The organism is Casimicrobium huifangae, assembly GCF_009746125.1.
Taxonomy (GTDB): Bacteria; Pseudomonadota; Gammaproteobacteria; order Burkholderiales; family Casimicrobiaceae; genus Casimicrobium; species Casimicrobium huifangae.
This window is the reverse complement of record NZ_CP041352.1, coordinates 2,720,103-2,745,412: the sequence shown is the minus strand read 5'-3', so window position 1 is coordinate 2,745,412 and position 25,310 is coordinate 2,720,103. Positions and strand designations below refer to the sequence as shown.

Annotated in this window: 22 protein-coding genes, 1 tRNA gene and 1 pseudogene; 12 read left to right on the top strand and 12 right to left on the bottom strand. The window is 62.3% G+C overall.

Going from position 1 to position 25,310, the window contains the following annotated elements; translation table 11 throughout:
* Nucleotides 1–418: 418 nt before the first annotated feature.
* The 5 genes from FKL89_RS12380 (at nucleotide 419) to FKL89_RS12360 (ending at nucleotide 5,317) form a co-directional block, all read left to right on the top strand.
* A tRNA-Leu gene (locus FKL89_RS12380) sits at nucleotides 419–503 on the top strand.
* Between the two features lie 232 nt (nucleotides 504–735).
* Nucleotides 736–3,015 (top strand): M64 family metallopeptidase, encoded by a 2,280-nt coding sequence (locus FKL89_RS12375; RefSeq protein WP_156863052.1) that lies wholly within the window; start codon nucleotides 736–738, stop codon nucleotides 3,013–3,015.
* 16 nt (nucleotides 3,016–3,031) lie between these two features.
* Nucleotides 3,032–4,666: a mechanosensitive ion channel family protein gene (locus FKL89_RS12370; RefSeq protein ID WP_156863050.1), complete on the top strand. Its 1,635-nt coding sequence runs from the start codon at nucleotides 3,032–3,034 to the stop codon at nucleotides 4,664–4,666.
* A 32-nt stretch (nucleotides 4,667–4,698) separates the two neighbouring features.
* Complete coding sequence (locus FKL89_RS12365) at nucleotides 4,699–5,040, top strand: transcriptional regulator (protein ID WP_156863048.1); 342 nt, start codon at nucleotides 4,699–4,701, stop codon at nucleotides 5,038–5,040.
* Nucleotides 5,015–5,317 carry a helix-turn-helix domain-containing protein gene (locus FKL89_RS12360; protein WP_156863046.1) on the top strand — a complete coding sequence of 101 codons (303 nt, stop codon included), beginning with the start codon at nucleotides 5,015–5,017 and terminating at the stop codon, nucleotides 5,315–5,317. The genes FKL89_RS12365 and FKL89_RS12360 overlap by 26 nt, the downstream gene beginning before the upstream one ends.
* A gap of 92 nt (nucleotides 5,318–5,409) precedes the next feature.
* Here FKL89_RS12360 and FKL89_RS12355 read toward each other — a convergent pair whose 3' ends face one another.
* Together FKL89_RS12355 and FKL89_RS12350 are read right to left on the bottom strand one after the other, a co-directional pair.
* Nucleotides 5,410–6,396 carry a Bug family tripartite tricarboxylate transporter substrate binding protein gene (locus FKL89_RS12355; RefSeq protein ID WP_156863045.1) on the bottom strand — a complete coding sequence of 329 codons (987 nt, stop codon included), beginning with the start codon at nucleotides 6,394–6,396 and terminating at the stop codon, nucleotides 5,410–5,412.
* 93 nt (nucleotides 6,397–6,489) lie between these two features.
* Nucleotides 6,490–7,593: an ornithine cyclodeaminase gene (locus FKL89_RS12350; RefSeq protein ID WP_156863044.1), complete on the bottom strand. Its 1,104-nt coding sequence runs from the start codon at nucleotides 7,591–7,593 to the stop codon at nucleotides 6,490–6,492.
* A gap of 130 nt (nucleotides 7,594–7,723) precedes the next feature.
* On the opposite strand from FKL89_RS12350, the gene FKL89_RS12345 reads away from it, so the two are divergent.
* From FKL89_RS12345 to FKL89_RS12325, 5 genes are all read left to right on the top strand, one after another.
* The gene (locus tag FKL89_RS12345) at nucleotides 7,724–8,149 is read left to right on the top strand and encodes an Lrp/AsnC family transcriptional regulator (protein WP_156863043.1); all 426 of its coding nucleotides are present in this window, start codon (nucleotides 7,724–7,726) and stop codon (nucleotides 8,147–8,149) included.
* Nucleotides 8,150–8,557: 408 nt separating this feature from the next.
* Entirely contained in the window at nucleotides 8,558–9,655 is a 1,098-nt protein-coding gene (locus FKL89_RS12340; RefSeq protein WP_156863042.1) for an ABC transporter substrate-binding protein, read from the top strand.
* 236 nt (nucleotides 9,656–9,891) lie between these two features.
* The gene (gene gtdA, locus FKL89_RS12335; protein WP_156863041.1) at nucleotides 9,892–10,965 is read left to right on the top strand and encodes a gentisate 1,2-dioxygenase; all 1,074 of its coding nucleotides are present in this window, start codon (nucleotides 9,892–9,894) and stop codon (nucleotides 10,963–10,965) included.
* A 38-nt stretch (nucleotides 10,966–11,003) separates the two neighbouring features.
* Complete coding sequence (locus FKL89_RS12330) at nucleotides 11,004–11,699, top strand: fumarylacetoacetate hydrolase family protein (RefSeq protein ID WP_156863040.1); 696 nt, start codon at nucleotides 11,004–11,006, stop codon at nucleotides 11,697–11,699.
* Nucleotide 11,700: 1 nt separating this feature from the next.
* Nucleotides 11,701–12,372, top strand: a complete 672-nt coding sequence (locus FKL89_RS12325) for an RraA family protein (RefSeq protein WP_238363342.1) — start codon at nucleotides 11,701–11,703, stop codon at nucleotides 12,370–12,372.
* Between the two features lie 35 nt (nucleotides 12,373–12,407).
* On the opposite strand, the gene FKL89_RS12320 is transcribed toward FKL89_RS12325, so the two are convergent.
* The 4 genes from FKL89_RS12320 to FKL89_RS12305 all read right to left on the bottom strand — a co-directional run bounded on the left by FKL89_RS12320 (nucleotide 12,408) and on the right by FKL89_RS12305 (nucleotide 16,714).
* Nucleotides 12,408–13,439 carry a lipase secretion chaperone gene (locus FKL89_RS12320; protein WP_156863038.1) on the bottom strand — a complete coding sequence of 344 codons (1,032 nt, stop codon included), beginning with the start codon at nucleotides 13,437–13,439 and terminating at the stop codon, nucleotides 12,408–12,410.
* Nucleotides 13,436–14,386 (bottom strand): esterase/lipase family protein, encoded by a 951-nt coding sequence (locus tag FKL89_RS12315; RefSeq protein WP_156863036.1) that lies wholly within the window; start codon nucleotides 14,384–14,386, stop codon nucleotides 13,436–13,438. Before FKL89_RS12315 ends, FKL89_RS12320 begins: the two co-directional genes overlap by 4 nt.
* A gap of 403 nt (nucleotides 14,387–14,789) precedes the next feature.
* Nucleotides 14,790–15,326: a hypothetical protein gene (locus tag FKL89_RS12310; protein ID WP_156863034.1), complete on the bottom strand. Its 537-nt coding sequence runs from the start codon at nucleotides 15,324–15,326 to the stop codon at nucleotides 14,790–14,792.
* Between the two features lie 137 nt (nucleotides 15,327–15,463).
* The gene (locus FKL89_RS12305) at nucleotides 15,464–16,714 is read right to left on the bottom strand and encodes a diguanylate cyclase (protein WP_156863032.1); all 1,251 of its coding nucleotides are present in this window, start codon (nucleotides 16,712–16,714) and stop codon (nucleotides 15,464–15,466) included.
* Nucleotides 16,715–16,918: 204 nt separating this feature from the next.
* On the opposite strand from FKL89_RS12305, the gene FKL89_RS12300 reads away from it, so the two are divergent.
* Nucleotides 16,919–18,154 (top strand): vanadium-dependent haloperoxidase, encoded by a 1,236-nt coding sequence (locus FKL89_RS12300; RefSeq protein ID WP_156863030.1) that lies wholly within the window; start codon nucleotides 16,919–16,921, stop codon nucleotides 18,152–18,154.
* Nucleotides 18,155–18,405: 251 nt separating this feature from the next.
* A pseudogene (locus FKL89_RS12295) lies at nucleotides 18,406–19,300 on the top strand (transporter substrate-binding domain-containing protein).
* A 249-nt stretch (nucleotides 19,301–19,549) separates the two neighbouring features.
* On the opposite strand, the gene FKL89_RS12290 reads toward FKL89_RS12295, so the two are convergent.
* From FKL89_RS12290 to FKL89_RS12265, 6 genes are all read right to left on the bottom strand, one after another.
* Nucleotides 19,550–20,590 (bottom strand): hypothetical protein, encoded by a 1,041-nt coding sequence (locus FKL89_RS12290; RefSeq protein ID WP_156863029.1) that lies wholly within the window; start codon nucleotides 20,588–20,590, stop codon nucleotides 19,550–19,552.
* Between the two features lie 15 nt (nucleotides 20,591–20,605).
* Nucleotides 20,606–21,082 (bottom strand): hypothetical protein, encoded by a 477-nt coding sequence (locus tag FKL89_RS12285; protein WP_156863028.1) that lies wholly within the window; start codon nucleotides 21,080–21,082, stop codon nucleotides 20,606–20,608.
* Nucleotides 21,083–21,284: 202 nt separating this feature from the next.
* Nucleotides 21,285–22,337, bottom strand: coding sequence for a VWA domain-containing protein (locus FKL89_RS12280; protein ID WP_156863027.1), 1,053 nt, complete (start codon nucleotides 22,335–22,337; stop codon nucleotides 21,285–21,287).
* Nucleotides 22,334–23,272 (bottom strand): DUF58 domain-containing protein, encoded by a 939-nt coding sequence (locus tag FKL89_RS12275; RefSeq protein WP_238363341.1) that lies wholly within the window; start codon nucleotides 23,270–23,272, stop codon nucleotides 22,334–22,336. The genes FKL89_RS12280 and FKL89_RS12275 overlap by 4 nt, the downstream gene beginning before the upstream one ends.
* A gap of 7 nt (nucleotides 23,273–23,279) precedes the next feature.
* Nucleotides 23,280–24,284 (bottom strand): AAA family ATPase, encoded by a 1,005-nt coding sequence (locus FKL89_RS12270; protein WP_156863025.1) that lies wholly within the window; start codon nucleotides 24,282–24,284, stop codon nucleotides 23,280–23,282.
* 99 nt (nucleotides 24,285–24,383) lie between these two features.
* Nucleotides 24,384–25,190 (bottom strand): S1C family serine protease, encoded by an 807-nt coding sequence (locus FKL89_RS12265; protein ID WP_395705942.1) that lies wholly within the window; start codon nucleotides 25,188–25,190, stop codon nucleotides 24,384–24,386.
* Between the last annotated feature and the right edge of the window lie 120 nt (nucleotides 25,191–25,310).

Genomic DNA, 25,310 nt, shown 5'->3' with positions numbered 1-25,310 from the left:
TGCGCCGGGTGCTGCTTTACGTTTGGTCGCTGCACTTGCGGCGCCCGACGCGTTCGCGTTCTGCGCAGAAGTCTTTGCGCGAGGCTGGGCAGCCGGCTTGACTGCAGCGGACTTACTGGTTTTCCCCGTCGTCTTACCGGCGGCGTTTGCCGATGCGGCGCTGACTGATGGATTGGGCGCTGCAGGTTGCCGCTTTTTCCCGTCGGAAGCATCCTGAACAGATTTCTTCACTTTCGCAGGCACTGCGGCGGCTGCCTTTGCCGTTGCCGCAATCTTTTTTTTCGATGCGCCAGACGCCTTGATGGACGTGGGCTTTACCGCTTTCTGTGAGGTGCTTTTGCCTGCTTTTTTGGCAGTTTGGGTCGATGTCTTTTGAGTTTTTTTCGTTATCAATCTATAATCTCGGTTTGCCTGAATTGCCCAGGTGGCGGAATTGGTAGACGCACTAGTTTCAGGTACTAGCGAGTAACATCGTGGGGGTTCGAGTCCCTTCCTGGGCACCAACTGCACATGCAGTTGGGTAGTTTGTTAGGCCAGACGAGTTTGTAACTCAGTGCTGGCAACAAAGCAAAGCAAAGGCAACCAGACAAAACCGGCGCAAGCCGGTTTTTGTTTTTGGGCAACGGCGATTGATATTGCGGAGCGCGCAAATTGATCGCGCCGTGATCTGGATGCCCGATACTTGCACCAAGCCTCCACGTTGTACGAAGGAGGATTACGGGGTAGGTGAGGGCGATGATCACAATTTCCAGCAAGCGGCTTCGGCCCGCGATGTCGCGATTACTCGCGATTGTCGTAACGATGCTGACGGTCGCCTTGGCGCTGCCTGCTGTTGCTGCGCCGGCCCACTATTTCGTGATCAGCGAGGCCGCCGACGGCACGCTCTCGGTCGTATCTCACCAGTATGTGAACCTGGACGCAGTGCCCGATGCATTGACGCCTGACGCCCTCGGCTCACGGCAGGACAGTTACCTGGACGTCGTCGTGCGCGACAAATCCGGCAACGATGTGGTGTTCAGCAGCGTGGCGAGCAGCTCGGCGTGGTTGCGCGGCGAGTTTCACGGCAGTGATGACCATATCGACGGCCACCACTTGCCGCTCGCCGAGCGCCACTACGTCGTTCGCCTCGCGGTTGAGCCGGGGCGCGTGCTGCAGTTGCGCAGCCGGCGGATGGCAAGCACTCAGGCGCTGACAGGTGCCAGCCAATCGATTGAAATTGACCTCGACACGCCGTCGAGCGCGCTTTCGACCTCGTCAACCGTAGCGCCCGCGGCCCTGCCTGCGGGCAGCGCGACTGGCTATCTGGCGCAAACCGGCAACCCAGCCAATCGCCTTGACCTGCTGATCGTCGCGGAAGGGTATACCGCCGCACAACAGGCGCAATTCGTTCTGGACGCGACCGCGCTGGCGAACGGCATGCTTGGCATTTCGCCCTACAGTGACTTCCGGCAGTTGATCAACGTGCAATGGTTGTTTGTGCCGTCGAATCAATCCGGTGCCGACAAACCAACGTGTGCCGAGACACCGGGCAGCACTGTGGTGGTTGTCGATACCGCGTTTGACGGGACCTTTTGCACCAGTGGCATCCGGCGACTGGTTACTGTCAGCAGCAGCAAGGTGCTCACTGCTGCCGCCAACGCGCCCGACTGGGACAAGATCCTCGTGCTCGTGAACGACAGCGAATACGGCGGCTCTGGTGGCACGCTGGGCGTGGGCACCACGCATTCGGCCGCCGTGCAGATCATGCAGCATGAGTTCGGGCACAGCTTCACCAAACTTGCCGATGAATATGAGACCGCCTATCCCGGATTTCCTGCCTGTAGCGATCTGAGCGCACCCGGCAATTGCGAGGTGAACGTCAGCAACCAGACGGATCGCGCGCTGCTGAAGTGGTCCGGCTGGGTGGACGCCGCAACCGCAATTCCGACCACTGCTGCACTCGCTGATGCGCTAGGCGCCGGGCTCTGGCAGGGCGCACGCTACCTGACCACCGGCATGTACCGGCAGTGCTACAACGGCATCATGCGGGCGTTGGGCCGCCCGTTCTGTCGGGTCGACGGAGAGGCCTTCGTCAAGAAGCTGTACGGCCCAGGCTGGGGCGTGCCCTCGACAGGTGTCAGCCTGATCGAACCGGGCGCAATCCCGACCGGAGCGACAGTGAACGCAACCGGTGGTTCGATACTCAGCTTTCGTGCGCTGCTTGCGGGCTCAGTGGCTGCCGGCGGCCTCACCGCGACCTGGCTGGTGGATGGCAGCGTGATCCGGGTTGACTCCGCAGTACATGGCAGCGTGGTTCGCTTCAACTACACGGTGCCGGCCAGCGGCACGCACAGCGTCGAGTTGCGCGTGACCGACAGCACACCACTGACGCTGGCGCGCCCGCAGAGCTCGCGCATCTGGACGGTGCAGCCGGGCAGCAACACGCTGGGGGTGTCGATCCGGGGCACGGGGAGCGGCAGCGTCGCGAGCAATCCGGTGGGCATCACCTGCGGCAGCACATGTACCTTGGCGTTCGCCAGCCCGACCAGCGTCACATTGACCGCAACGCCAGCGGCGGGCTCGGTCTTCGTCGGCTGGCTTGGCGCCTGCATCGGTACCGGCGTCTGCACCGTCACCGCCGGCACTGCGACGATGGTGACGGCCACGTTTGCGCCGACGACGCTGGCGCTGCGACTTGACGTTGATGGCAATGGCGCTTATCGGGCCGCGACCGACGGCGTGCTGGCCGTGCGCTATCTGCTTGGGCACAGCAGTAGCGCTCTGGTTGCAGCTGCAGTCGGCAACGCGGCAACGCGGAGCACGCCAACGCTAGTGACGCAATATCTCGATACCCTGGCGCCGCTGCTGGATGTGGATGGCAACGGGCTGATCGAAGCGCAGTACGACGGCGTGATCGTGTTGCGCTATCTGCTCGGCCTTCGTGGCAACGCACTGACCGCAAACGCGCTTGGGCCGGGCGCAACGCGGCTTTCCGCCAGTGCGGTCGAAGCTGCGATCCTGCCAATGGTTCCGTGACTGGAGCGTAGAAGTCATGACTGATCGCAAAACGGCACACGCAATGTTGATGCGCTGCTGGCAATTCGTCACCGTTGCGGTTGCGTTGCTGGCCACGGGCACGTCGCACGCGGCCGACGCCACCACGCCCCCCGAGGCACCGCTGGTGGTGGGCAACCGGACCATTCACGTGTTTCGCGCAACGCTGGGCGCTTTCACACCATCGGATCGTGCCGATGCAGCGCGGCAACGGATTGACCGGGCATTTGACGAGGGCGGCGAAGGGTGGACATCGGTCAAGGCGTCCGACAGCGGCGTGTTGATCGAACTGGATGGCAAACCCATGTTCACGGTGGCGCCCGGTGACGCGCGGCTTGCTGCCGGGGAGACGACTGCAGACTTGGCCAACCAGGCATCGCGCCTGTTGCAGAAGGCGTGGCGTGAGTCGCGTGAGCGTCGTGACATGCGCGCCGTGTGGGCGGCGGCCGGCCGGACAGCGCTGGCGGCTGCCGTTCTGGTCGTTGCGCTGCTGTTGATCTGGCGCGTCGTGCGCGTTCTGCGCCGTGCGATGACGGCACGACTGGCCAGCGGCCTCAAAGGGCTTGCCGTCGCTGGCGACAGCCGCCGGCTTTCGGCGTTATTCATCTCCTCGGTGTCGCGCACCTTTCTGTTGCTCGCCTGGATCCTCAGCCTGTTTGCCGTCTTCGCGTTCCTGACCTATGGTCTTGAGCAGTTCGTGCTGACGCGGCCGATGGGCGAGAGCCTGCTGCAATCCTTCTCCGCGCTGGCGTTGCAGGCGGTCAATTCCATTGGCGCGTCCCTGCCGGGCGTATTCATTGCGGCCATCGTCTTTTTGGTGGCGTGGATCGCGACCCAGATTTCCACCGAGTTCTTTGCCCATGTGGGTGCTGGAAAGTCCAGTTTTGGCATGCTGGATGCGCACACCGCGCCGTCCACCCGCCGCATCGTCAACGCCGCGCTCTGGTTATTCGCTCTGGCGATGGCCTATCCTTACCTGCCCGGCGCACAGACCGAAGCGTTCAAGGGCCTCACCGTCATCCTTGGCTTGATGGTGTCGATTGGGGCCTCGGGTGTTATCGGGCAGATTGCAAGCGGCGTGATGCTGGTCTACACCCGCGCACTTTCGGTGGGCGAATACGTGCGCATTCAGGATTGTGAAGGCACGGTGACCGAGCTGGGCCTGTTCGTCACGCGCCTGCGCACTGGTATGGGCGAGGAAATCGCGCTACCCAATTCGGTAGTGCTCGCCAACGTGACGCGCAACTTCTCGCGCGTTGCACCGGGCACCGGCTTCGTGCTCGACACCACCATCACCATCGGCTACGACGTAGCTTGGCGGCAGGTGCACGCCATGTTGCTCGAAGCTGCGAAAACCATCCCCGAGATCGGCGCGCAACCTGAACCCTACGTGGTGCAGACCGCGCTGTCGGACTTCTATGTCGCCTACAAACTGGTCGTTTACGTCAGCGCCGACCGACCCGCCGCCCGCGCCCGCGTCACCAGCGATCTCTACGCCGCCATCCAGGACACGTTCAACAAGTACGGCGTGCAGATCATGTCGCCCAACTACTTCGAAGACCCCGAAAAGCCCAAGATCGTGCCGGAGTCGGAGTGGTTTGCGGCGCCGGCGAAGCGCACCGATAACAGATAGCCGTTGGTACGGCATTGCCGTATAATTAAAAAATGTTTACCGTCGTCGAAACTGATGTCTTCGTGCGTTATGCGCAGGCCATCTGGTCAGACACAGAGCGTGACGAATTCATTGGCTGGATCGCCAATAACCCGATGAGCGGCGCGGTGATCCCGGAAACGGGTGGCCTTCGCAAGGTACGTTATGCGCGGCAGGGCATGGGCAAACGGGGCGGTGCTCGAGTGATTTATTACAACGTACTCGACGACGGCAAAATTTGGCTCCTGATCGTTTACAGCAAAGCCAAATTTGACAATCTACCCACAGCCTTTTTGAACAAACTCAAGGCCGCTGTTTTGGAGAGCGATGATGAAAAGCGCAAAAGCCGCCACTGATGAACTGAAGCAGTTTCAGGACGATCTGCTTGCCTCCGTGAAGCAGATGAAGTCAGGGCGTGCTGCACGCACGACGCAAGTCATCGTTACCGCAGCGTCCGAGGCGCGCGCACGCACGGGTCTCACGCAAGGCGAGTTTGCCGAATTGCTCGGCGTGTCGGTTCGCACGCTTCAGGATTGGGAGCAGGGGCGACGCGATCCTACGGGCGCTGCCCAAACTTTGCTGCGGGTTGCGGTCAAGCATCCGAAGATTTTGCGTGGGTTAGCAACCGCGTAGTCGCGAATCAACATTACCGATGATTCTGACTACGCGATATGTAGCCCTCGATACGTCCGGGCCATGCGATCCGAAGAAGCATCAGAACGAATCTATTCCGCCGTCATCTTCGCATCCCGAGCAGTCTTCCCAAGACGCTCGTATTCAGCGCGCGCCAGCGCATCCAGCTCGGCCGCAGACGAGCTCTTCGGCGTAAATCCTGCACGCAACAATTTCTCCTTCACTTCGGGCATCGCCAGCGCTTCCACAAACGCCTGATTGAGTTTTTGCACGACGACAGGCGGCATGCCAGCCGGGCCGAAGACACCGAACCACGGGTCTACGGCGTAACCCTTGAGGCCAGCTTCTGCGAGCGTGGGCACGTCCGGCAGCGAGGGTGAGCGCGCTGCGCCTGCGACAGCGAGTGCGCGCAACTTGCCAGACTGAATGTGTGGCAGCGAGGCTGGCAGGTTGTCGAACATCACCTTGATGTGGCCGCCGATCATGTCGTTAATGGCCGGGTTGCTGCCCTTGTAGGCAACGTGGGTCAGATCGGTTTGCGTTGTCTGCGCGAAGAGCACGCCGGACAAGTGCATCGAAGTGCCGGCACCGGCAGTGCCGTAGGTGAGGCCGGGGTTCTTCTTGGCGAAAGCGACGAGGTCAGCCACCGATTTGATGGGCGTGTCGGCGGGCACTTCGAGCACGATGGTCGAGTAGCCGAGCATGCTGATGCCCGCGAAATCCTTGCGTGGATCGAACGCCATCGCCTTGTAGACGTGCGGGTTCAGCGCATTGGTCGAGATTGCGCCAAAGCCAATGGTGTAGCCGTCCGGTGCCGCCTTGGCCACCGCGTCCATGCCGACGTTGCCGCCGGCACCGGCACGGTTCTCCACGATCACCGGCTGGCCGAGCTTTTCGCTGACCTTTTGTCCGACGATGCGTGCCACGATGTCGGTGGTACCGCCCGGCAGATAAGGCACGATGAAGTGGATTGGTTTGGCGGGCCAACCCGGCTGAGCGGATACGGCCCACGGCAGCACTGCGAAGGCGGCGGCACCGCTGGTTACACAAAGACGGGCAAAGGTATGAAGCAATTTCATGACTACAACGTGTTGAAACGGAACGACGCAGTGTAGTCAGCGCAATGGCGCGTAACGACCGGCGATTCCACATCGCTGGTCGGGAGAAACTATTCAGGCAATAGCTGGTTCGTACGCGTATGTGTCAGCGGCATGCGTCGCGTCCGCTGCGAGCAACGCGAACAGATTTTTTGGGTCGTCCTGATCGGCAATGAGTGGCAGCGTTTGCCCAAAGCCAGAGGCTTCAGCCAGCGCCAGCAGGTAACGCAACGCCGAATAGTCCTCCACCGCAAAGCCGACTGAGTCGAATACGGTCACTTCTGCGTTGTCGGTACGGCCTGGAGCACAGCCCGAGAGCACACGCCAAAGCTCGGTGACGGCGAAGTCTGCCGGCATCTGCTGGATGTCACCCTCAATCCGCGTCTGCGGCTCGTATTCGACGAACACGCGGGCGCTCGCCAGCACGTCGGCGTGCAATTCGGTCTTGCCAGGGCAGTCGCCGCCTACCGCATTGATGTGCGTGCCCGGCGCAATCATGTCGGCGGTGACGATGGTGGCGTTGGTCTTGTCGGCAGTGATGGTGGTGACGATGTCAGCACCAAGCACAGCTTCAGCCGCGCTCTGATGCGCAGTCGCGCGCAAGCCTTGCGTCGCGAGGTTGGCCGCGAGTTTTGCGGTGGCGGCGCGGTCGACGTCAAACAGACGAAATTCCTCAATGCCGAGCACTTCGGCGAATGCCAGCGCCTGAAATTCGCTCTGGGCGCCATTGCCGATGATCGCCATCACGCGACTGCCTTTACGGGCAAGCGCGCGGGCGGCCATTGCCGAGGCGGCGGCGGTGCGCAGTGCGGTGGTCAGCGTCATCTCGGACAGCAGCAGCGGCAAACCGGTGTCGACATCGGCTAGCACGCCGAATGCCATCACAGTTGGCAGAGCATTGCGCGTGTTCTTTGGATGTCCGTTGACGTATTTGAAGGCGTAGCGAGTGGCGTCTGACACCGGCATCAGCTCAATCACGCCGTCGGGAGAATGGTTGGCGACGCGTGGTGACTTGTCGAATTCCTGCCAGCGCAGGAAGTCTGCCGTCATGGCCTCCGTCATTTCACGCAGCACACGGCGCACGCCTCGCAGGCGAACCAGGCGGGCGACATCTGCTGGCGACAGAAACAGGGGTTGACGAATTGCGGGGGCCAGGGGAGTAGTGTGAAGCGAACGCATAGGCAAGCTCAGCGAGTAAGGCGATGAAGAGGATTGTGAAGGCTTGCGATGACAATTCATATCGGCAGAAATGTCTAAAAAACAGCAGATTTATGACGAAATGACAGCATTGACTGATTAAAATGCAAAAATGGACGAAATTGACCACAAGCTAATCTCGCTATTGCGGGTCAATGCGCGCGACAGCGTGGCCACGCTTGCCCATCGCCTTGGTGTGTCGCGGGGCACCGTCACCAACCGTATCGCCAAGCTGGAAGAGCAGGGGGTAATCGTCGGCTACACGGTGCGCCTGCGGCCCGATGTGAAGCAGGATCAGATCAACGCCTGGATGAGCATCGCAGTCGAGGGCAACCAGACACGGCGCGTCATCGCCGAGCTGCTCGGCGAACCGTCGATTGCCGTGCTGCATGACACCAACGGCCGCTGGGATCTGCTGGCGCAACTGCGTGCGGAAACTCTTGCCGAAATGTCGCAGGCGCTGGAGCGAATCCGGCTGATCAAGGGCATCAGCAATACCGAGACCAGCATTCATCTGGTGACTTACCGCGCCTCGTAGCTGCCGGTGCAACGCGTGGAGGAGGCTCCGGACGCGCAGCAGTGCGCAGTGCGCGCCAGGCCAGCAGTTGTTCGATCAGGTGCGGCTACAGCACGACGCCTTCGGATAAGTCTGGTAGGTCCGAAACTTGCCGGGTTGATAACGCCGCAATGACTTATTGCGACTAGCATCGCACGGCGTCGCGGCATACCAAATCTCGCAGCAACAGAGAGATCGCCGCGGCCACGCGCGACAGCGGACAGCGTTCCGTGCGCGACTACCAACAGATGTAATTGTGATCGAGGGATATTGATGACTCACCTACTGCAAGTCCTGCGGCTGGCGTTTCGCGCTTGCACAACGTTGCTTGGCTCAAATCGGGCGCCTGCCAAGCTTGCGCGTTGTGGTGGGCGCTTGCGGGCCGGTTACATGGCGGGTCTGCTTGCCGTCGGCGCCGCATCGGCGCAGGACCTGACCGTGGCCCAGATCGGCCCCTTCACCGGACTGCCATCACCGGACGCAGCAGAAATCAATGCCGGTGCGCAGGCGCTTTTTGATTCGGTCAACGCGACTGGCGGCATTGGTGGCCGCAACATCAAGCTCATGAAGTTTGACGATGGCTTTACTGCGCCGGGTTTTATCGCGCAGTTCAAGGTGGCGATGGAAGCTGGCCCCATTGCGCTGTTGAGCCCGATCGGATCGGCGGCAATCAGCAAGATGATGCAGGATGGCTTGCTCGATTCGACTGATGTGATCGTGATGAACGCGATCCCTGGTTCGGAGCAGTTTCGCAATCCTGGCCACCCCAAGCTCTTTCATGTTCGCGCTGGTGATCGCGCGCAACTCGAACGCATCCTTGGGCATGCCAAGGTGCTGAGCGTGAACGAGATGCATGTGCTGCACCAGGACCTGCCGATTGGCACCGGCGGTCTGGCGACCGTGCAGGATCTCGCTGGCCGTATCGGCGGCATGAAAGTAACGTCCACCGGCACCAAGCACGACCCCGAGGCGCTCACGGTGGCCGCTCGCGATGCGGCCAAGGTGCCGATCAGCAGCAGCGTCATCGTGATCGGCACGCCAAAGTTCTGTGCCGATGCCATTGCGAAGTGGCGATCAGGCGGCGGTCGTCATCAGATTTACACACTGTCCTATGTGCCGGCCGGCCTGCTGACCAAAGTGGTGGGTGAGGCGGGGGCCCGTGGCGTTGGTATCGCCCAGACTTTCCCGTCGCCACAGGGCAGCAAGCTCAAGCTGCAGCGTGAATTCCAGCAGACCATGCAGCAGTACGCGCCGAACATCAAGGACTACAGCTACTTTCATCTCGAAGGTTACGTGTCAGCCCGGGTGCTGGTTGCAGGGCTGCGCCGCGCCGGTGCCCGCCCGACGGCGTCGACGCTGCGCGCCGCACTCAAGGACATGGGCGAGATTAGCGTCGGCGGCTTCAACGTTGACTTCCGCAAGGGCAATGTGGGGAGTAGCTGGGTGGATATCGCGGTAGTCAGTGAGGGCGGACGCCTGCGTTACTGATGCGTGGATGCGCCGGCCGGGCTCTGTACCGGCCACACGACCCGGCGGGTAGCGTCGTTATGCCAAATCGGCCAGCAGGGAGTTGCCCCTGTCCGGCGCGACGGCCGGATCAGATACCCGGCACCGGTCTTGGGCCCGCGCTGACGTCTATCATGCGTTGCTGAGTGGCATCGATAGCACCGGTCAGGCGGGACGTCAGCTGGCGCTTGACGCCTCAAGTCAGCAGGGATCTTCAAATGAATGCAGCGGAAAGCAAGGTTGCTTCAGCAGCCGCTACGGAAGCGCGCGCCGCGCTCTACGCCGAGATGTCGCCGCATCACCTGACACCGTTGTGGGAAGTGCTGCACGCGCTGGTGCCGCCGCAGCCGAACACGCCCTGTGTGCCGGCGTTGTGGCGCTATGACGACGTCCGCCCCTACCTGATGCGGGCGGGCGAAGTGATCACCGCGGAAGAGGCGGTGCGCCGCGTGCTGATTCTCGAAAACCCGGCGCTGCGTGGGCAGAGCGCCATCACGCAATCGCTCTACGCCGGGTTGCAACTGATCTTGCCGGGCGAAGTGGCCCCCAGTCACCGTCACACGCAAAGCGCGCTGCGCTTTGTGGTCGAAGGCCGGGGCGCATTCACCGCCGTGAACGGCGAGCGCACCACCATGCAGCCGGGCGACTTCATCATCACTCCGCAATGGACCTGGCACGACCACGGCAGCGAGGCCGATGGCCCGGTGGTCTGGCTGGACGGGCTCGACATTCCGATGATCCGCTTCTTCGATGCTGGCTTTGCGGAGAATGGCACCTCGGCGCAGCAGCAGATCACTCGCCCCGAGGGTCACAACTTCGCCCGCTACGGAGCCAACATGCTGCCGGTGCGCTATGACGCGCCGCATGGCAGCACCTCGCCAATCTTCAGTTACCCCTACGCGCGCAGCCGCGAGGCGCTGGCGCGGCTGGAGCGCGACGGCCCGGTGGATGCGCACGACGGCTTCAAGTTGCGTTACGTGAACCCGGCCACTGGCGGCTCGCCGATGCCGACCATGGCAACCTTCCTGCAATTGTTGCCGCGAGGTTTCAGCGGCAAACCCTATCGCCAGACGGACGGTACCGTGTTCAGTGTGGTTGAGGGGCGAGGGCGCGCCACTATCGGGCGTGGCGACAGCCAATGGCACTACGATTTCGGTCCGCGCGACCACTTTGTGGTGCCTTCGTGGCATACGCTGTCACTGTCGGCCAGCGACGAATGCGTTTTGTTCAGTTATTCCGACCGACCCGTGCAGCAGGCGCTGTCCATCTGGCACGAAGAACGACTGGCCTGATCACACCATCTTCCCGTCCTCATTCCAATTCGAATCCCATGAACTACGTCCTTCCGCCCGCACCCGTTACCTCACTGCCCGTCGTTGGCTCCGATCAGCGCTTCCCGGTGCGCCGCGTTTACTGCGTTGGCCGCAATTACGTGGAGCATGCGCAGGAGATGGGCTTTAGCGGCCGTGAGGCGCCGTTCTTCTTCATGAAACCAGCGGACGCCGTGATCGTTTGCACACCCGGCACTGCGGCCGAAATTACCTATCCGAGCCTGACCAAAAACTACCATCATGAGGTGGAGCTGGTGGTTGCCATCGGCAAGGGCGGCAAGAACATCACCCAGGCCGATGCCGCGAAGCACATCTTCGGCTACGCCATCGGGCTCGACATGACGCGCCGTGATCTGCAGGGCGAAGCCAAGAAGCAGGGCCGTCCGTGGGAGATCGGCAAGGCGGTCGACCAGTCGGCGCCGATGGGGCCGATCACACCGATCGCCAGGTCGGGCGAGATCACCAAGGGGGCGATCACGCTCACGGTGAACGGCAAGGCCGCGCAATCGAGTGACATCGGCAAGCTGATCTGGAATGTCAACGAAGTAATTGAGCACCTCTCCGCCGCCTGGGAGCTACAACCGGGCGACCTGATCATGACGGGTACGCCCGAAGGCGTGGCTGCTGTGGTCGCTGGCGACGTAATGGTTGCGAGTTGCGCCGGTGTTGAGACGATCACCGTAAAAGTGGTTTGACGTGACTGCCGCACCGGCAGCGTCGTCGTCCGCACTCGCAGCCCGGCTCGGCTGCCTTTATACCGGCGCAGTGCATGATGTGTTGCGCGGCATGGGTGTGGATCGCTTCGTGTTGCCAAGCAACCTGCGCCCTCTCGACCCCAGCCTGAAAGTCGCCGGACCAGCCTGGACGGTCAGCGGCCACATTGACACCACCATCTCACGCCACGACAGCCTGCTCGGCTGGACCACGTTGTTGTCACGTGCCCCGTCCGGCCATGTGGTGGTCTGCCAGCCGCACAACCAGTCCATCGCGCTGATGGGCGAACTGTCTGCGGAGACGTTGAAGAACAAGGGCGTGCTGGGCTACGTCGTTGACGGTGGCTGCCGCGATACGGACTTCATTCTCGAACAGCGCTTCCCGGTGTTCCACAGCTTCTTTAGCCCTGCCGACATTGCAGCGCGCTGGTGTCCCGATGCCTTTGAGCAGCCCATCACCATCGGCGAGGTCACCATCCGCACGGGCGACTGGATTCTCGGGGATCGCGACGGGGTGATTGCCATCCCGCACGAGAAGATCGAGGCGGTACTCGATGAAACCGAGAAAGTGGCCGCAACCGAGAATCAGGTCCGCGATGCCATTCGTGCGGGTATCGATCCCGTTGATGCCTACCTGAAGTACGGCAAGTTCTGACGGCAGGCGGCGCACCGCCCCCAGGGTTTCGGCTGCTAACGGCGCAGCGACAGCGCAGCATCGAGGCGCAACAATTCGCGTTCGTTAAAGAGGCGATTGCGCGTTGCCGCAAGCGCTTCGCTGCCCAGGGTTCCGCTGCGATGCTCGTTCAGTGCCAGCTCGTATTGCCCGAGTCGATAGGCCCAATCGCGCTCTGCCTGATCAAGCGCTGCGAGACGTTGCGCGACTGCTTCGCCGTGCTCGGCAGCGCGTGCCGCGAAGCGTTCGGCGTCGCTCGCATTGCGCGCGTCGAATGCCGATGTCTGATTCTGCAGGCTTAGCGACTGTTGCCATCGGGCACGCTCCTCGCGTTCACTGGCCGTCAGTTCGCGCTCCGCTGCCGCGAGCGCAGTGGCTCTTTCGGCCGATGTGCGCAGCGGATTGGCTTCCAGATCAAGGCGCGCCATTGTGTAGCGGTCAAGGCGGTCGTCGGCAGCGAACAGCGCGGCATATTCCTCGGGCGAAAAGAGCCCGAGCCGCAACGAGCGTCGTGCCTCGTAGGTCGCGCGCAGTGCGGTGAGGTCATTCGCCGGCGGGCGCAGGTGCATCGCATCCAGCGACTCAAGGTATCCGACATAGCGCAGCACAAACTTCATCGCGGCGTCGGCAATGGCTGGCGCGAATTGTTGGCGCACCCGCTCGCCAAGCCGTACGCGGAACGCATGAGGGTCGTCGCGCATGCTGCCCTGGCCAAGGGCATCGCCGATCAGATCGTCGATGACGCTTGCAAGCGCAGGTATTTGCAGCAGCGCGGCCGGCGCTGGCTCGTCGGTGGCAATCACGGTGCCTGAGCTCGCAATGCGGGTAGAGGCCATCGCAGTGCGATACGCGGCAACGTCATTGGCGGCAGCGCGCTCTCCGGTCACAGCGACCGGGTCGGACCGCTCGCTGTGCCGTCGCGAAGCGTCGCGCCACGCGTTCCAGGCAACCGGTGCTGTGATGCCCAGTAGCAGGGCTGCAAGCCCCACTGCGACAACTGCGCGGTTGGCGAGCGGCGTCGCCGGTTGCGATGAGTGATCCCGATTCACAAGCCTGCCGCTTGCAGACGGTTGGCGTGCTGGCGGTAGAGCGTCTTTGGACTGACCGAGAAGAGGTCCACGAAGCCGAGCAACTGGTTCACCTCATCCAGATGGTTCTGGGCGTAGACGCCGAGTGACTGGCCCAGTTTCGACGAACACACTGATACCAGTCCGTCGTTCTGTGCACCGTGCAGCTGGCCAAGCACGGCGAGCGGTGCGTCCAGTACGTCGAACACATTGGTGAGGTTGCGGTCACCGGTCCACGAGTAGTAGCGAATGCCGTTCACCACGCTGGCGCCGTCGCCGCAGCTGCTGGTCGGTATTGCCTGCGGAAACTTGGCGTTGAATGCTGCCGAGCCTGACGTGGTGAGCGACTTCATCGCCGCAATTGCGTTCTGTTCGTAGGCGGTGCTACCCGAGAGGAAACTGATGACCTGGCCGAAGGCGTTGATGAAGGCGGCCGCGACGCCACGCAGCCACGAGCCCTCGCGCAGGTTGGCGTCGACAAAGTCCGCCACTTTTGAGCCTTTGTTCGGGCCGCCGACAGCGGTGACCGAGGCGACCAGCTCCGGCGCTACCGCTGCGACGTAACGCACCGTCTGACTGCCGTGCGAGTGACCGATCAGATTGACCTTTTGCGCGCCGGTGATGGCCAGTACGTTACGCACCTGTTGCAGCAACTGCTCGCCCCGTTGCTCGGAACTGCTGAACGCGGAAACCTGCGCCACGAATACGCGCGCACCGCCGTCACGCAGCGACTGCGGAATGCCGTAGAAGTAATCGACCGCACCGACCTGATCGAAGCCCGACATTCCATGCATCAGCACGATCGGGTAGCGGGTAGTGGTGTATCCGGCGTGCGCGGCGCCGGCAACGAGGGTGATGAGTGCGGCCAGAACGAGCTGACGACATTGCCTGCGGCCGGTGACCAACAGATCACCAATAGTGCTGAACATGAACTGCCTCCTTGTTGGGTACATGAACGCGGACGGACCGGTCTTGTGCGGCTCTAAACGGCCGTTTGGAATTACCGATTGAATTTGTAGCGTGATGTCCGTCGGGCTCATCCCGATTCAAACGCAGGGAAAACCCTTGTTCAGATTGCTGCAGATCGCAACCGGCAGCGCGATAGCTGATCGAGATGTCAGCAGATGGTCTACTTTATGGCTTTTTGCCGAAAAGCGCATTTTAATTGGGCTTTATTAGCTAAATCGCTACAAGTCGACTTTCGGTAGAATCGAGCTTGTAGCCCATACAGAAATGACGTTTTCACGAAAAGTTGATAGTCGCACGAGTCGTGGCGTCCGGACGTCCGCCGGCGCGCTGCAGCTCGCCGGGGTGTTGTCGCGCTTGCCGAGCTTACTGCTGGCGATCTTCGGCCTTGAAGCTGCCGCCGGTAATGCTCAATCTGGCTTTGGTCTTCACTTCCACCAGATCGAAGCTGAACGAGCCTTCAATGACTTTGCCCTTGACCGAGGTGACTTCCAGCTGGTTTTTTCCATCCGCCAGGCGGTACTCGGCCTGTGGTTCGCCGAACGGCTGTTTGCTGACGCCTTTGGCGAAGCTGACCTCGCAGCTGCGGCTGCCAGCGGCGGGAAAGGTGAACTTGACGGGTTTGCCATCGTAGTTGCGGCAATTGATCGATAGTTTGTCGACCGGTGTCTTCGGTGGCGGATAGGCAGAGGCGCCCTTGGTGCTGGCCATCAGGTTAAGCACGCCCTTGGTGGGGATCAGAAACACGATGCCATCGTCGTCGCTCTCGAATGCTTTCCCGTCGACGGTGGCACCGAGGCGCTGGGTTTCTGCCTGCGCCGCCATCGGCAGCAGCGGCAGGCACAGGCCTGTCATCGCGGCTGCCAGAGTCAGTGCGCGTACGCGCCGGGGTGAGGGGGACATTGCAAAGTGCATGGTGCTCCAGAGGTAGGGTGGTAAGGTGGTTAACTGCCTTTTCGCGGGATCGGGCGGGCAAGCCATGCGCGCGCTGCCAGACTCGTCATCAGGCGGGTGCACCGGCGTCATGATGGGCTGCGGGATTAGACCTGCCCGGCTTCGGTCGTCTCATCGGCGCGGATGACACGATTGCGACCGGTCTGCTTGGCAACGTAGAGTGCGCGATCGGCCCGGTTGATCAGGGCCCGGGCGTCTTCTTTCGTGTTCCACTCGGCCACGCCGAAGCTTGCACTGACGGCGCCTACCAGATCGTAGGGGACAGTCGCGATCTTCGAGCGGACTGCCTCGGCGATCGCCAGCGCGGCGTCAATGCGGGTTTCGCGCAGCAGGATGATGAATTCTTCGCCACCAAAGCGCGCGGCGCAATCGGAGCCGCGAAGCAACTCGCGCACGCGCAGCGCCGTGTTCTTGAGCACCACGTCACCGCTATCGTGGCCGAAGGTGTCGTTGATCCGCTTGAAGAAGTCAAGATCAAACATCACCACCGAGAGCCCGGTGTTATGGATGCGTGCGTCCGCCATCGCCGATTCGAGATGCTCGAAGAAGCGTCGCCGGTTGACCAGATCAGTGAGGAAGTCCTTGGTCGCCAGCTCCTCGAGCTGCTTGTTGACACGCGCCATCGGCTCAATGACCAGCCCCGACATCACCAGGTTCAGCGCCAGAAACATCAGCCCGAAAATGCACAGCAGGGACCACATGAAACTGTAGAACGTGCGTCGCGCTTTCTCCAGCGGATAAAGCATTGGCAGCTTCACCACCTGCATGCCGATCGTCTCGTTCATTTGCCAGCCGAAGCCATTCTTCTCGCCGTAAATCTGCAGCATCGACGCCGGGGCAGCGGCCGGCACACTGTGGCAGGCCAGGCACTGCGCCTGCTTGATGATGATGGGTCGCGCGACATACACCGAGCGTTGCACGCCTTCGCCCTGAAGGCCGGTCAGCTCCGTCTGCGTGGCGTCTGCGCGGAATTTTTCGATCAGCGTGCGCTCCCAGTCGCTGGCCCGATCGCGCGGGTTGGTCGGGTTGAGCACAGCCTCCTTGTATTCATAGGCGGGGAAGCGGTCACGCAGGCGACGCAAGGTCTCTGTGGCGGCGAATGCCGGCACTGTCTGCGGCAGGAAGCGCTTGTCGTTGAGCGGGTCGAGATGAGGCTTGATCTCGTCGGTGGTGTAGCTGCGGATGGCGAGCGCCGTTTCCATCAGCACCTGCGAATTCTGGCGAACATCGCTGATGGCGTCGCTCTCCAGCGCATGGTGGTAGTACCAGGCGGCACCGACCAGACTGAGCAGGAAGATCGCAACCAGAAGGAGATTGAATTTGACGCGTATCGACATAAGGCCCCGCGATGGCGATCAAGCCCGCTGATGAGGCCCGGACCGGGCAACGCGGGTACCGCGCGGATGATATAGACAGATGCGGCGGATGCGAAGCCCTGCCGGGGCCAGCTGGCGACCAGGCTCGCCCGACGCCAATCGTTGTATGGCGTGACAGCGCCGACGTTCCGACGTATCGTCACGACTTCAAACGAAGGGGGCGATATGGGCAAACAGTTTCGATCACTCACTTGCGCGGCAGCGGCACTGCTGCTGATGGCGGCAACGCCGTCGCACGCCGAGGTCGTTGCCGACTGGCTGGCGGTGGCACCAAAGGCACTATCGGCATCGCCGCGGGCGCAATCGGGGCGGGCATCGGTGCTCGCCAATCTGGCGATGTTCAACGCCTTGAACGCAATTACGCCCCGCTACACGTCGTACGGTCCGGCAGTGGATCCGGTGCCCGACGCATCGCCTGATGCCGCCGCAGCCACCGCCGCGTTCACCGTGCTGAGCAGCGTGCCGGGAGCAGATCAGGCAGCGCTCGCCAAAACGCTGGAAGAGTCGCTGAAACCTGTCACCGACGCTGCGGCGCGGGCGAAAGGCGCAGCCCTTGGCAAGCGCGTTGCCTATGCCTTGCTCGCATCGCGCGCCGATGACGTATTCGCGCGCGTCGAACCGGCAAAGCGCGATGCCGCGGCAGGTGTCTACGAGCTGACGGCAGACCATAAGATGGAATCAAGCGTTGCCATCATCCGCATGCGACCCTTCGCCATCGCCAGCGTCAATGCCTATGACCCAGGGCCGCCGCCGGCCCCGGACAGCGTTGTCGCCAAACGCGATCTGGCCGAAGTGAAAGCAATTGGCGCGAGAAACAGTGCGACGCGCAGCGCCGACCAGTCGGTTGCCGCAGTGTTCTGGAACTCTGGCGAGGATACCGACGGCCTGCCGTTCTTCCAGCGCATTGCTGACGCGCGCAAGCTATCGTCGCTCGACTTTGCGCGCATGATGGCGCTCTCCGACATGGCCGACTTCGACTCGCGCATCGTCTACGTCGGCATCAAGGACAAGTACCGCTACTGGCGACCGGTGAACGCCATTCGCGGCAAGTTTGCCGACGCCAGTGTCGCTGACGCGGCATGGGAGTCCCTGATCGCCGCGCCGCCGAACCCTGACTATCCCTCCGGCGGTGGTGTTGGCGGCGGCTTCTTCATCGCATTGCTGACAACGTTCGATCCTGATGGCAAGGTGCCGCTCAGCTGGAAGAACACCGCCATTGGCGTCACCCGCACGTGGCCGAACGCGCAGGCAATGGCAGCGGAGCTTGCTGCCTCGCGCGTGTGGGGCGGCATCCACTTCCGCAACTCGGTCGATACGGGTTATCGCATTGGCAAACGGGTGGCGGAAGAGGTGTTTTCGACGCAGCTCAGACCGTTGCCAGGCAAATCGCGATGGATGTGAGCCAAACTTCCAGCGCGTCAGTGGTGTGTGCCCCTGTCGTGGCGGCGCACGTCGCAACTTGAAACAGGAGGATCTTTCGGGTTTCGTTGCGCTTCCGCAAGAGATTCAGACATAGTCGGCATAGGATTATTCTGTGGGTGTGACCTCGCCCTTGGCCCGTAGTCCGGTTAGTGACTGAGGTGATGCCTGCGCTTTTCAGTAGAGCGATGAAGGAATCGTCCAAAGCATCCGTTCAACCGGAAGGGAATCTCATGAAAGTTCACCAATTTGCATCTGCCGTCGTAGCGAGCGTTGGTATTGCTGCCGTTGCTGCGCATGCTGACGCCCAGACGCTGAAGAAGGTTTCAGATACCAACAAGATCACCGTTTCGTATCGGGAATCGTCCGTCCCATTCAGCTACACAACGGGTTCCGCAAAGGCGGTCGGCTTTGCCGTTGATCTGACGGAGGCGATTGTCGCCGACGTGAAGAAGGAAGTCGGAAAGCCAAATCTCGAAGTGGTCTACGTCCCGGTGTCGGCGCAGACGCGCATACCGATGCTGGTTTCGGGAGCCTATGATCTTGAGTGCGGATCAACCACCAATACCGCAGCGCGAGGCAAGGAAGTGCAGTTTGCGATTAGCCACTTCTTTACTGGCACACGTCTATTGGCCAAAAAAGGTCAACGGCATTCGGAACTATGCGGATCTGAAAGGCAAGGCAGTTGCAACCACAGGGGGTAGCACCAACGAAAAGGTGCTTCGAAAGTACAGCGACGACAACAACCTCGGCTTGCAGGTCGTTCTTGGCAAGGACTATGACGACGCGTTGAAACTGGTGGAAGATGACAAGGCGGTTGCCTTCGCCATGGACGACATATTGTTGTTCGGGTTGATGGCGAATTCGCGGAATCCGGCTGCCCTCGAAGTCGTTGGTGATACCTTGCAAGTGGAGCCGTACGGATGCATGCTGCGCAAGGACGACCCGGAATTCAAGAAGCTCGTCGACGGAACCATTTCGCGCCTGATGAAGACCGGTGAGTTTTCGAGGCTGTACTCCAAGTGGTTTGAATCGCCAATTCCGCCGAAAGGCATGAACCTGAACATGCCGATGAGTGCGCAGCTGAAGGAGAATCTCACGCAGCAAAGTGACAAGCCGGCGCAGTAGCGGTTTAGCGGGCTTACTAAGGACGGCCGCTCCCGTGATGACGATTTGCTTGATCGCGCGGGTTAGGCCAAGCCGTATTCGCCGTTGTGAAGTCGCGTACGGAGGCGGTCGCGCCTGCACAACTCGGCAAAATTCCAACGCCGACTGTCGCGATAGAGGTGCGAGGTAGAAAGGTGTTGTGCAACCGTCTGATCCTGCTGGCGTTCGCCTTCGCAAACGCGGTGCGGCTTCGACGACGGCAGCGCAGGGCTACAGCGCGCGCAGGAAATTGATCGCCAGCTGCTCATCTGAAGATGTCCAGCCTTCGCTCATCACTTTGATGAGAAAGTCGCGCAGCGCGCGGTTGCTGGCGATGGTGGCCTTGAGCTGGGCGTCGCGGCGGGCGTAGTTGACGTAGGCGAGGGCGACGTCGTCGGCATCGCTGCTGTAGTCGGCGTTGAGACTGCCGAATACGCGCAGCACGAACGCGGCATTGGTGCGGTACTCGGTGGCGAGCGCCTTGGCCATGCCGTCTTCGTTCACGCCCGACCAGAAGCTGGTGAAGCGCGCCACGAAGCCACGCGTCAGCGGGTCACTGGTGCCGGCGGCTTCAACATAGGCGTGATCGGCGAGCAGGGCACCGAGCGCGCCACCGACCAGCACGCCAATGGCGACGCCGACCGGCCCGCCCCAGATGCCCGCTGCGGCACCCATCGCGGCACCGCCCGCGAAGCCACCGCCAACGCCGCCGGCGATGTTGGCCGCCTCGCGCCCGGTCTGCCACCACGGGTTTTCAGCGGTGCCAATGTTGTAACCAGCGATCAGGATGGTGGCGAGCCACAGCCCGCGTGATGTCCAGCGCAGACGGGGGATCCAGGCGTTGGCACGGGGGCGCGGGCGTCCAGCGCTTTCGATCACTTCGATCAGCACGCGGCGCTGGTCGGCGCCGCTGAGTTTCTCGAATGGCTGACCGTCAAGCTTCAGGTTCTTGAGCGCACGCTTGATCGCCTCTTCAAACGAAATGCCGTTCTTCTTCATTGCCTCGGCGATTGAGCGGCCGAGGTCGAAGTCGCGGCGCCGCGCCATGTCGAGAATCTCATTGCGGGCGCCGTGGGCAAGCTCGGCCCCGCGCTGCGCCGAGATCTCGCCGGACTCGACGGCGGCACGCAAGCTGCGGCTCATCTCCTGTGCCTGATCGCGATACCAGGCGCGCACCTCGGCCATCTTGATGAAGCGGATGGCGAAGTTATTGGCGGCGAGTTCGAACTCGCGCAGCGCGGTTTCAAAGTCCTGCTTCTTGTCGTCAGCCATGAAAGCGCTCCGCGGTCAGGTCGGTCGATTGAGCTGCAGCAAATGCAGACGATGGGTGGCCCACCAGCGTTGATAGCGCCAGCCACTCGGCAGTGGCGATCGCCAAGCGGCACGCTGGCTGACGCTGAGCCGATAGCGGTTTTCCACACCCGGAAAGACGAAGGTCAACCCCGCCGCGTCGAGACCGACCTCGGCAAAGCCGCCAGCGACAAACATGCCGCCACCGTGGATGGCATCGATGATACGACCCGTGCTGTCGAGCAGGTAGAGCGACGCCGTGACATCCCAGGGACTGTCGGAGCCGAGCACGGCCAGCAGGCAGCCGTCGGCTACTTCGTATTGAGCGTCGAGGATGGTGTTGTCAAAGCGGTCGGCGAGCAAATTGCCGTTGAGCGCGAGCTGGCATTCGCCCTTGCTGTCATCGGTGCTGTGCACGGCAAGGCGGGTGCTCTTGCGCAAGGCGAGCGGGCTGGATGAATCGGCGGTAGTCACAACGGGCGGCTGATGGAGAAACGCGGCACGGGCAGGATTCGGGTCGCCCGCCTGCACTGAGCCTGATGCGGCGATACGACGCCGAACGTGCTGCGACCGAAGGCGATCCGGGTTGATTTATGCTGTTGGCATTGTTTGAGAGTGTACCCGGTTGCCGGCGACTTGCAATCGCCAGCGTGGGTCAACTGCGGTGGACGGTGCGCTACGCCACGCGCCCGTACCACGCCAGCGAGAGCCCAGCCGCGAGCAACGCGAACGCGGCGGCAACCAGCGCGAAGAGGCCGGAAACCTCGGTCTCCTTCTTCTCAACGGCCAGCTTGGTGCTCAACGTGTTGTAGACCTTCTTCAGATCAGCCGCCGTGCCGGCGTAGAAGTACTCTGCGGCGGTACGGTTGGCGATCTGCTTGAGCGTGTCTTCATCGAGCCGCACACGCATCGACCAGCCCTCGAAGCCGATGGTCTCGCCGTTCACCGTGCCGATGCCGACGGTGTAGACACGCACGCCGCGATCGGCGGCCATCTTTGCGGCCTCCATCGGGTCCACGCCCGTGGTGCGCTGGCCATCGGTCAGCATGATGATCGCAGCGGAGGTGTAGGAGCCCGGCGCTACCGGGTCACGATCCTTCTTGTCCTTGTCTTTCGCCGCATCGTCAATCGACCGTGCCTTGCCGAAGGCGCCCGAGCGGCCCCACTGCATTTGCCCGATGTCGATGCCGTCGTCGGGGAACAAGGTTGCCAGCGAGAGCACGATGCCGTTACCCGTCGCGGTGCCGCGCTGCAACTGGAAGCGGTCGATCGCGGTAACCAGGTCCTCGCGTGACAGCGTGGGCAACTGAGCCAGCTGCGCCGTGCCCGCGAAGGCCACGATACCTACCCGCACGTGGCGCGGTAGATCGTTGAGAAAGGCCTTCGCCGCGTTTTGAGCCGCGACGATGCGTGACGGTTCAACGTCGGTCGCCCGCATGCTGCCGGACACATCCATCGCCAGCATGATGGTCTGCTTGTTCGACGGCAGGTGCACCACGGCCACCGGTCGCGCCGCGGCCACCAGCATGAGCCCAAGCGCGACCAGCATTAGCGCGGGGGGCACGTGGCGCTTCCAGGTCGAACGTCGCGTCGCCGCTTGTCGCACCAGCGCGAGGTTGGCAAACGCCACTGCATTCTTCTTGCGCCGCCGCAGCAGCCACACATAGAACGCAACGAGCAACGGCAGCAGCAGCAAGGTCCAAAGCAGCAGGGGCCAGGTAAACGTCATGCGGCGGCCCTCGCGGTCTGCCTGATTTGCGGCTGGCGGCGCCGCGCTTGCGCGAAGCGCACCAGATTGTCGAGCAGCGACTGATTGGTGGCGAGCTGCATGAAGCCTGCGCCGTAGCGTGCGCAGATACGTTGCACATTCGCTGCATGTTCGATGGCCAGCGCTGCGTAGCGTTCGCGGAACGCGGCGTCGCCGGTGTCAACAAAAAACTGCTCCCCGGTCTCGGGGTCTTCCATCGTCACCAACCCGAGGTCAGGCACGGTTTGCTCGGCTGGATCGGTCATGTGCACGGCCACTACATCATGCCGCTGCGCCAGGTGCGCGAGCGGCACCTCCCAGCCGGGCTCGCTGATGAAGTCAGAGACGATGAACACGGCGCTGCGTCGCTTTAGCGTCGCGGCTGCGCGCTGCAGCAGCATCGCCAGTCGCGTTGGCCCAACGGCACCGAGCACCGGGCGATGGCGCATGCGGTGTAGCAGGTGCAGCACATGCCGGCGATCACTGCCGGGTGGGATGACTGCGTCTACCGTCGAGCCGTAGAGCATGGCGCCGGCGCGGTTGCCGTGCCGTGACAACAGTCGCGCCATCGTCGCCACGAAGCGCACGGTTACATCGCGTTTGCTCTCGCGCGCCGAGCCAAAATCCGAGGACGGACTGAGGTCAACGAGGAACCACGCATTCATGTCGCGGTCCTCGCTGAACTGGCGCACGTAGGGCGAGCTCATGCGAGCGGTGACGTTCCAGTCGATGTGGCGCACGTCGTCTTCGAACTGGTATTCGCGCAGCCCGGCGAAATCGAGCCCAAAGCCGCGCAGCAACGTGCGGTAATCGCCCTGCAACAGACCATCGAGACGGCGCAGCACGGTCCACTCGAGACGCAGCAGGACCTGCTCGTCGGTCTCGCGAGCAGCAATGCCTGGGGATGGCTCAGGCATGATGCTCTCAGGCTGCTTTCGGTTCTTCATCGCGCGACTGTAGCGGCTTGATGGGGGCGGCTACCTTGCTCATGATGCGGCTGAGGATTGCATCAGTCGTGACGCCGTCGGACAGTGCCTCGTAGCTCAGCGAAATGCGGTGGCGCAGCACATCGTGCACCAGATCGGTCATGTCCTCGGTGAGCACATAACGGCGGCCGCGCATCAGCGCCAGCGCCCGTGCACCTTCGGTGAGCGCAATGCTGCCGCGCGGGCTGGCGCCGTAGGTGATGTACTTGCTGAAATCGGTGAGACCGATCTTCGCCGGGTTGCGCGTGGCGGCGACCAGCTTCACCGCGTATTGCACCAGTGCCGGGTCGACGTAGACCTCGCGGCAAGCGTTCTGCAGCGTCTGCAATTCTTCGGTGGTGGCGATCGGGACCAGATCAGTGCGCGGGCCGGTGACCCGCTGCACGATGACGAATTCCTCCTCGTCGGTGGGATAGTCCACCAGCACCTTCATCATGAAGCGGTCCACCTGCGCTTCTGGCAACGGATAGGTGCCTTCGGTCTCGATCGGGTTCTGCGTCGCCATCACCACGAACGGCTTTGGCACCCGATGTGTCTCGCCGGCGATAGTGACCTGTCGCTCTTGCATCACCTCCAGCAACGCGCTCTGCACCTTCGCCGGCGCCCGGTTGATCTCGTCGGCCAGCAGCAGGTTGGCAAACACCGGGCCCAGCGTGGTGCTGAACGCGCCAGTGCCAGGGTGATAGACGCGGGTGCCCACCAGATCGGCAGGCACCAGATCGGGGGTGAACTGGATGCGCCGGAAGCTGCCGTGGATGGCGGTCGCCAGCGTTTTCACCGTGAGCGTTTTGGCCAGTCCGGGCACGCCTTCCACCAGCAGATGCCCCTCGGCCAGCAGCGCCACCATCACCCGCTCAAGAAAGCGATCCTGACCTACAACAACCCGCTTGACCTCATAGAGGATGCGTTCCATCAACTCGCCGCTTGCTGTGTCAGTGCTCATCTTGGTTCCAATTTCCTTGTCGCCTGTAGGAGCGGCTCCGCCGCGACCCCAAGTGTTGACTGTCAAAATGTCGCGGCAGAGCCGCTCCTGCACCTGAATTCAAAACGGTGGCATACCCACCGCTGACGCCGCGTTCTCGATCGGTACCGCAAAGCCGATGCCGACAAACGTTCGCTGGTTTTCGTTCGGGTTCAGGATGGCTGTGACGATGCCCACCACTTCGCCCTCGGCCGTCACCAGCGGGCCGCCCGAATTGCCGGGGTTCGCCGCCGCGTCAAACTGGATCAGGTTCGACAGCATGCGCTTGCCTTCCGGCGACATGAAATTGCGGTTCAGGCCGGACACGATCCCGGCCGAAACTGAAGGCCCGATGCCGAATGGAAAACCTACCGCAAACACGTGATCGCCCGGCGCGAGGTTTTGCGTGCTCGCCATCGTCGCGGCCAGCATGTCGTCGGGAATCTTCAGCGCACGGATCACGGCGAGGTCATGCTCTGGCCGCGCACCACTGAAGTAAGCCTCGCTCTCCAGGCCGTCCATGAATGTGACCTTGATCTTCTCGGCGCCCTGCACTACGTGCAGGTTGGTCAGGATGGTGCCGTTATCGACGATCACCACGCCGGTGCCGACGCCGTATTGCACTTGCTCTTTCGTCTTCGGATCGGTCACGTAGCCGTTGACGCGCACCACCGAGGGCAGGATGGTCTCGTAAGCCTTTGCGGCAGGCGAAGGCAGCACGGCCTCCCGCAGGCTGTGCGCGACTGCGGCGTCAATCTTTTCCTGCGTGAGGCGCACCGGCTTCGGCGCGAACGCCGCGTAGAGTCCCGCAGCAATCCCGAGCACAGCCAGCGCGCCCGCCGCGCCAGCCAGCGCCGACTTCACTGTGCCGATGTCTGGGCGTTTCACCCATTTCCTCAACCCTGCAAAAAAAGCCCGCAGTTTCATGAGACACCAGCACATGATGGAAGACGCATAGTAATCATTCGTCGCCTTGCGTCAAGGCGAGCGACTCGCTGCGGGACGTGT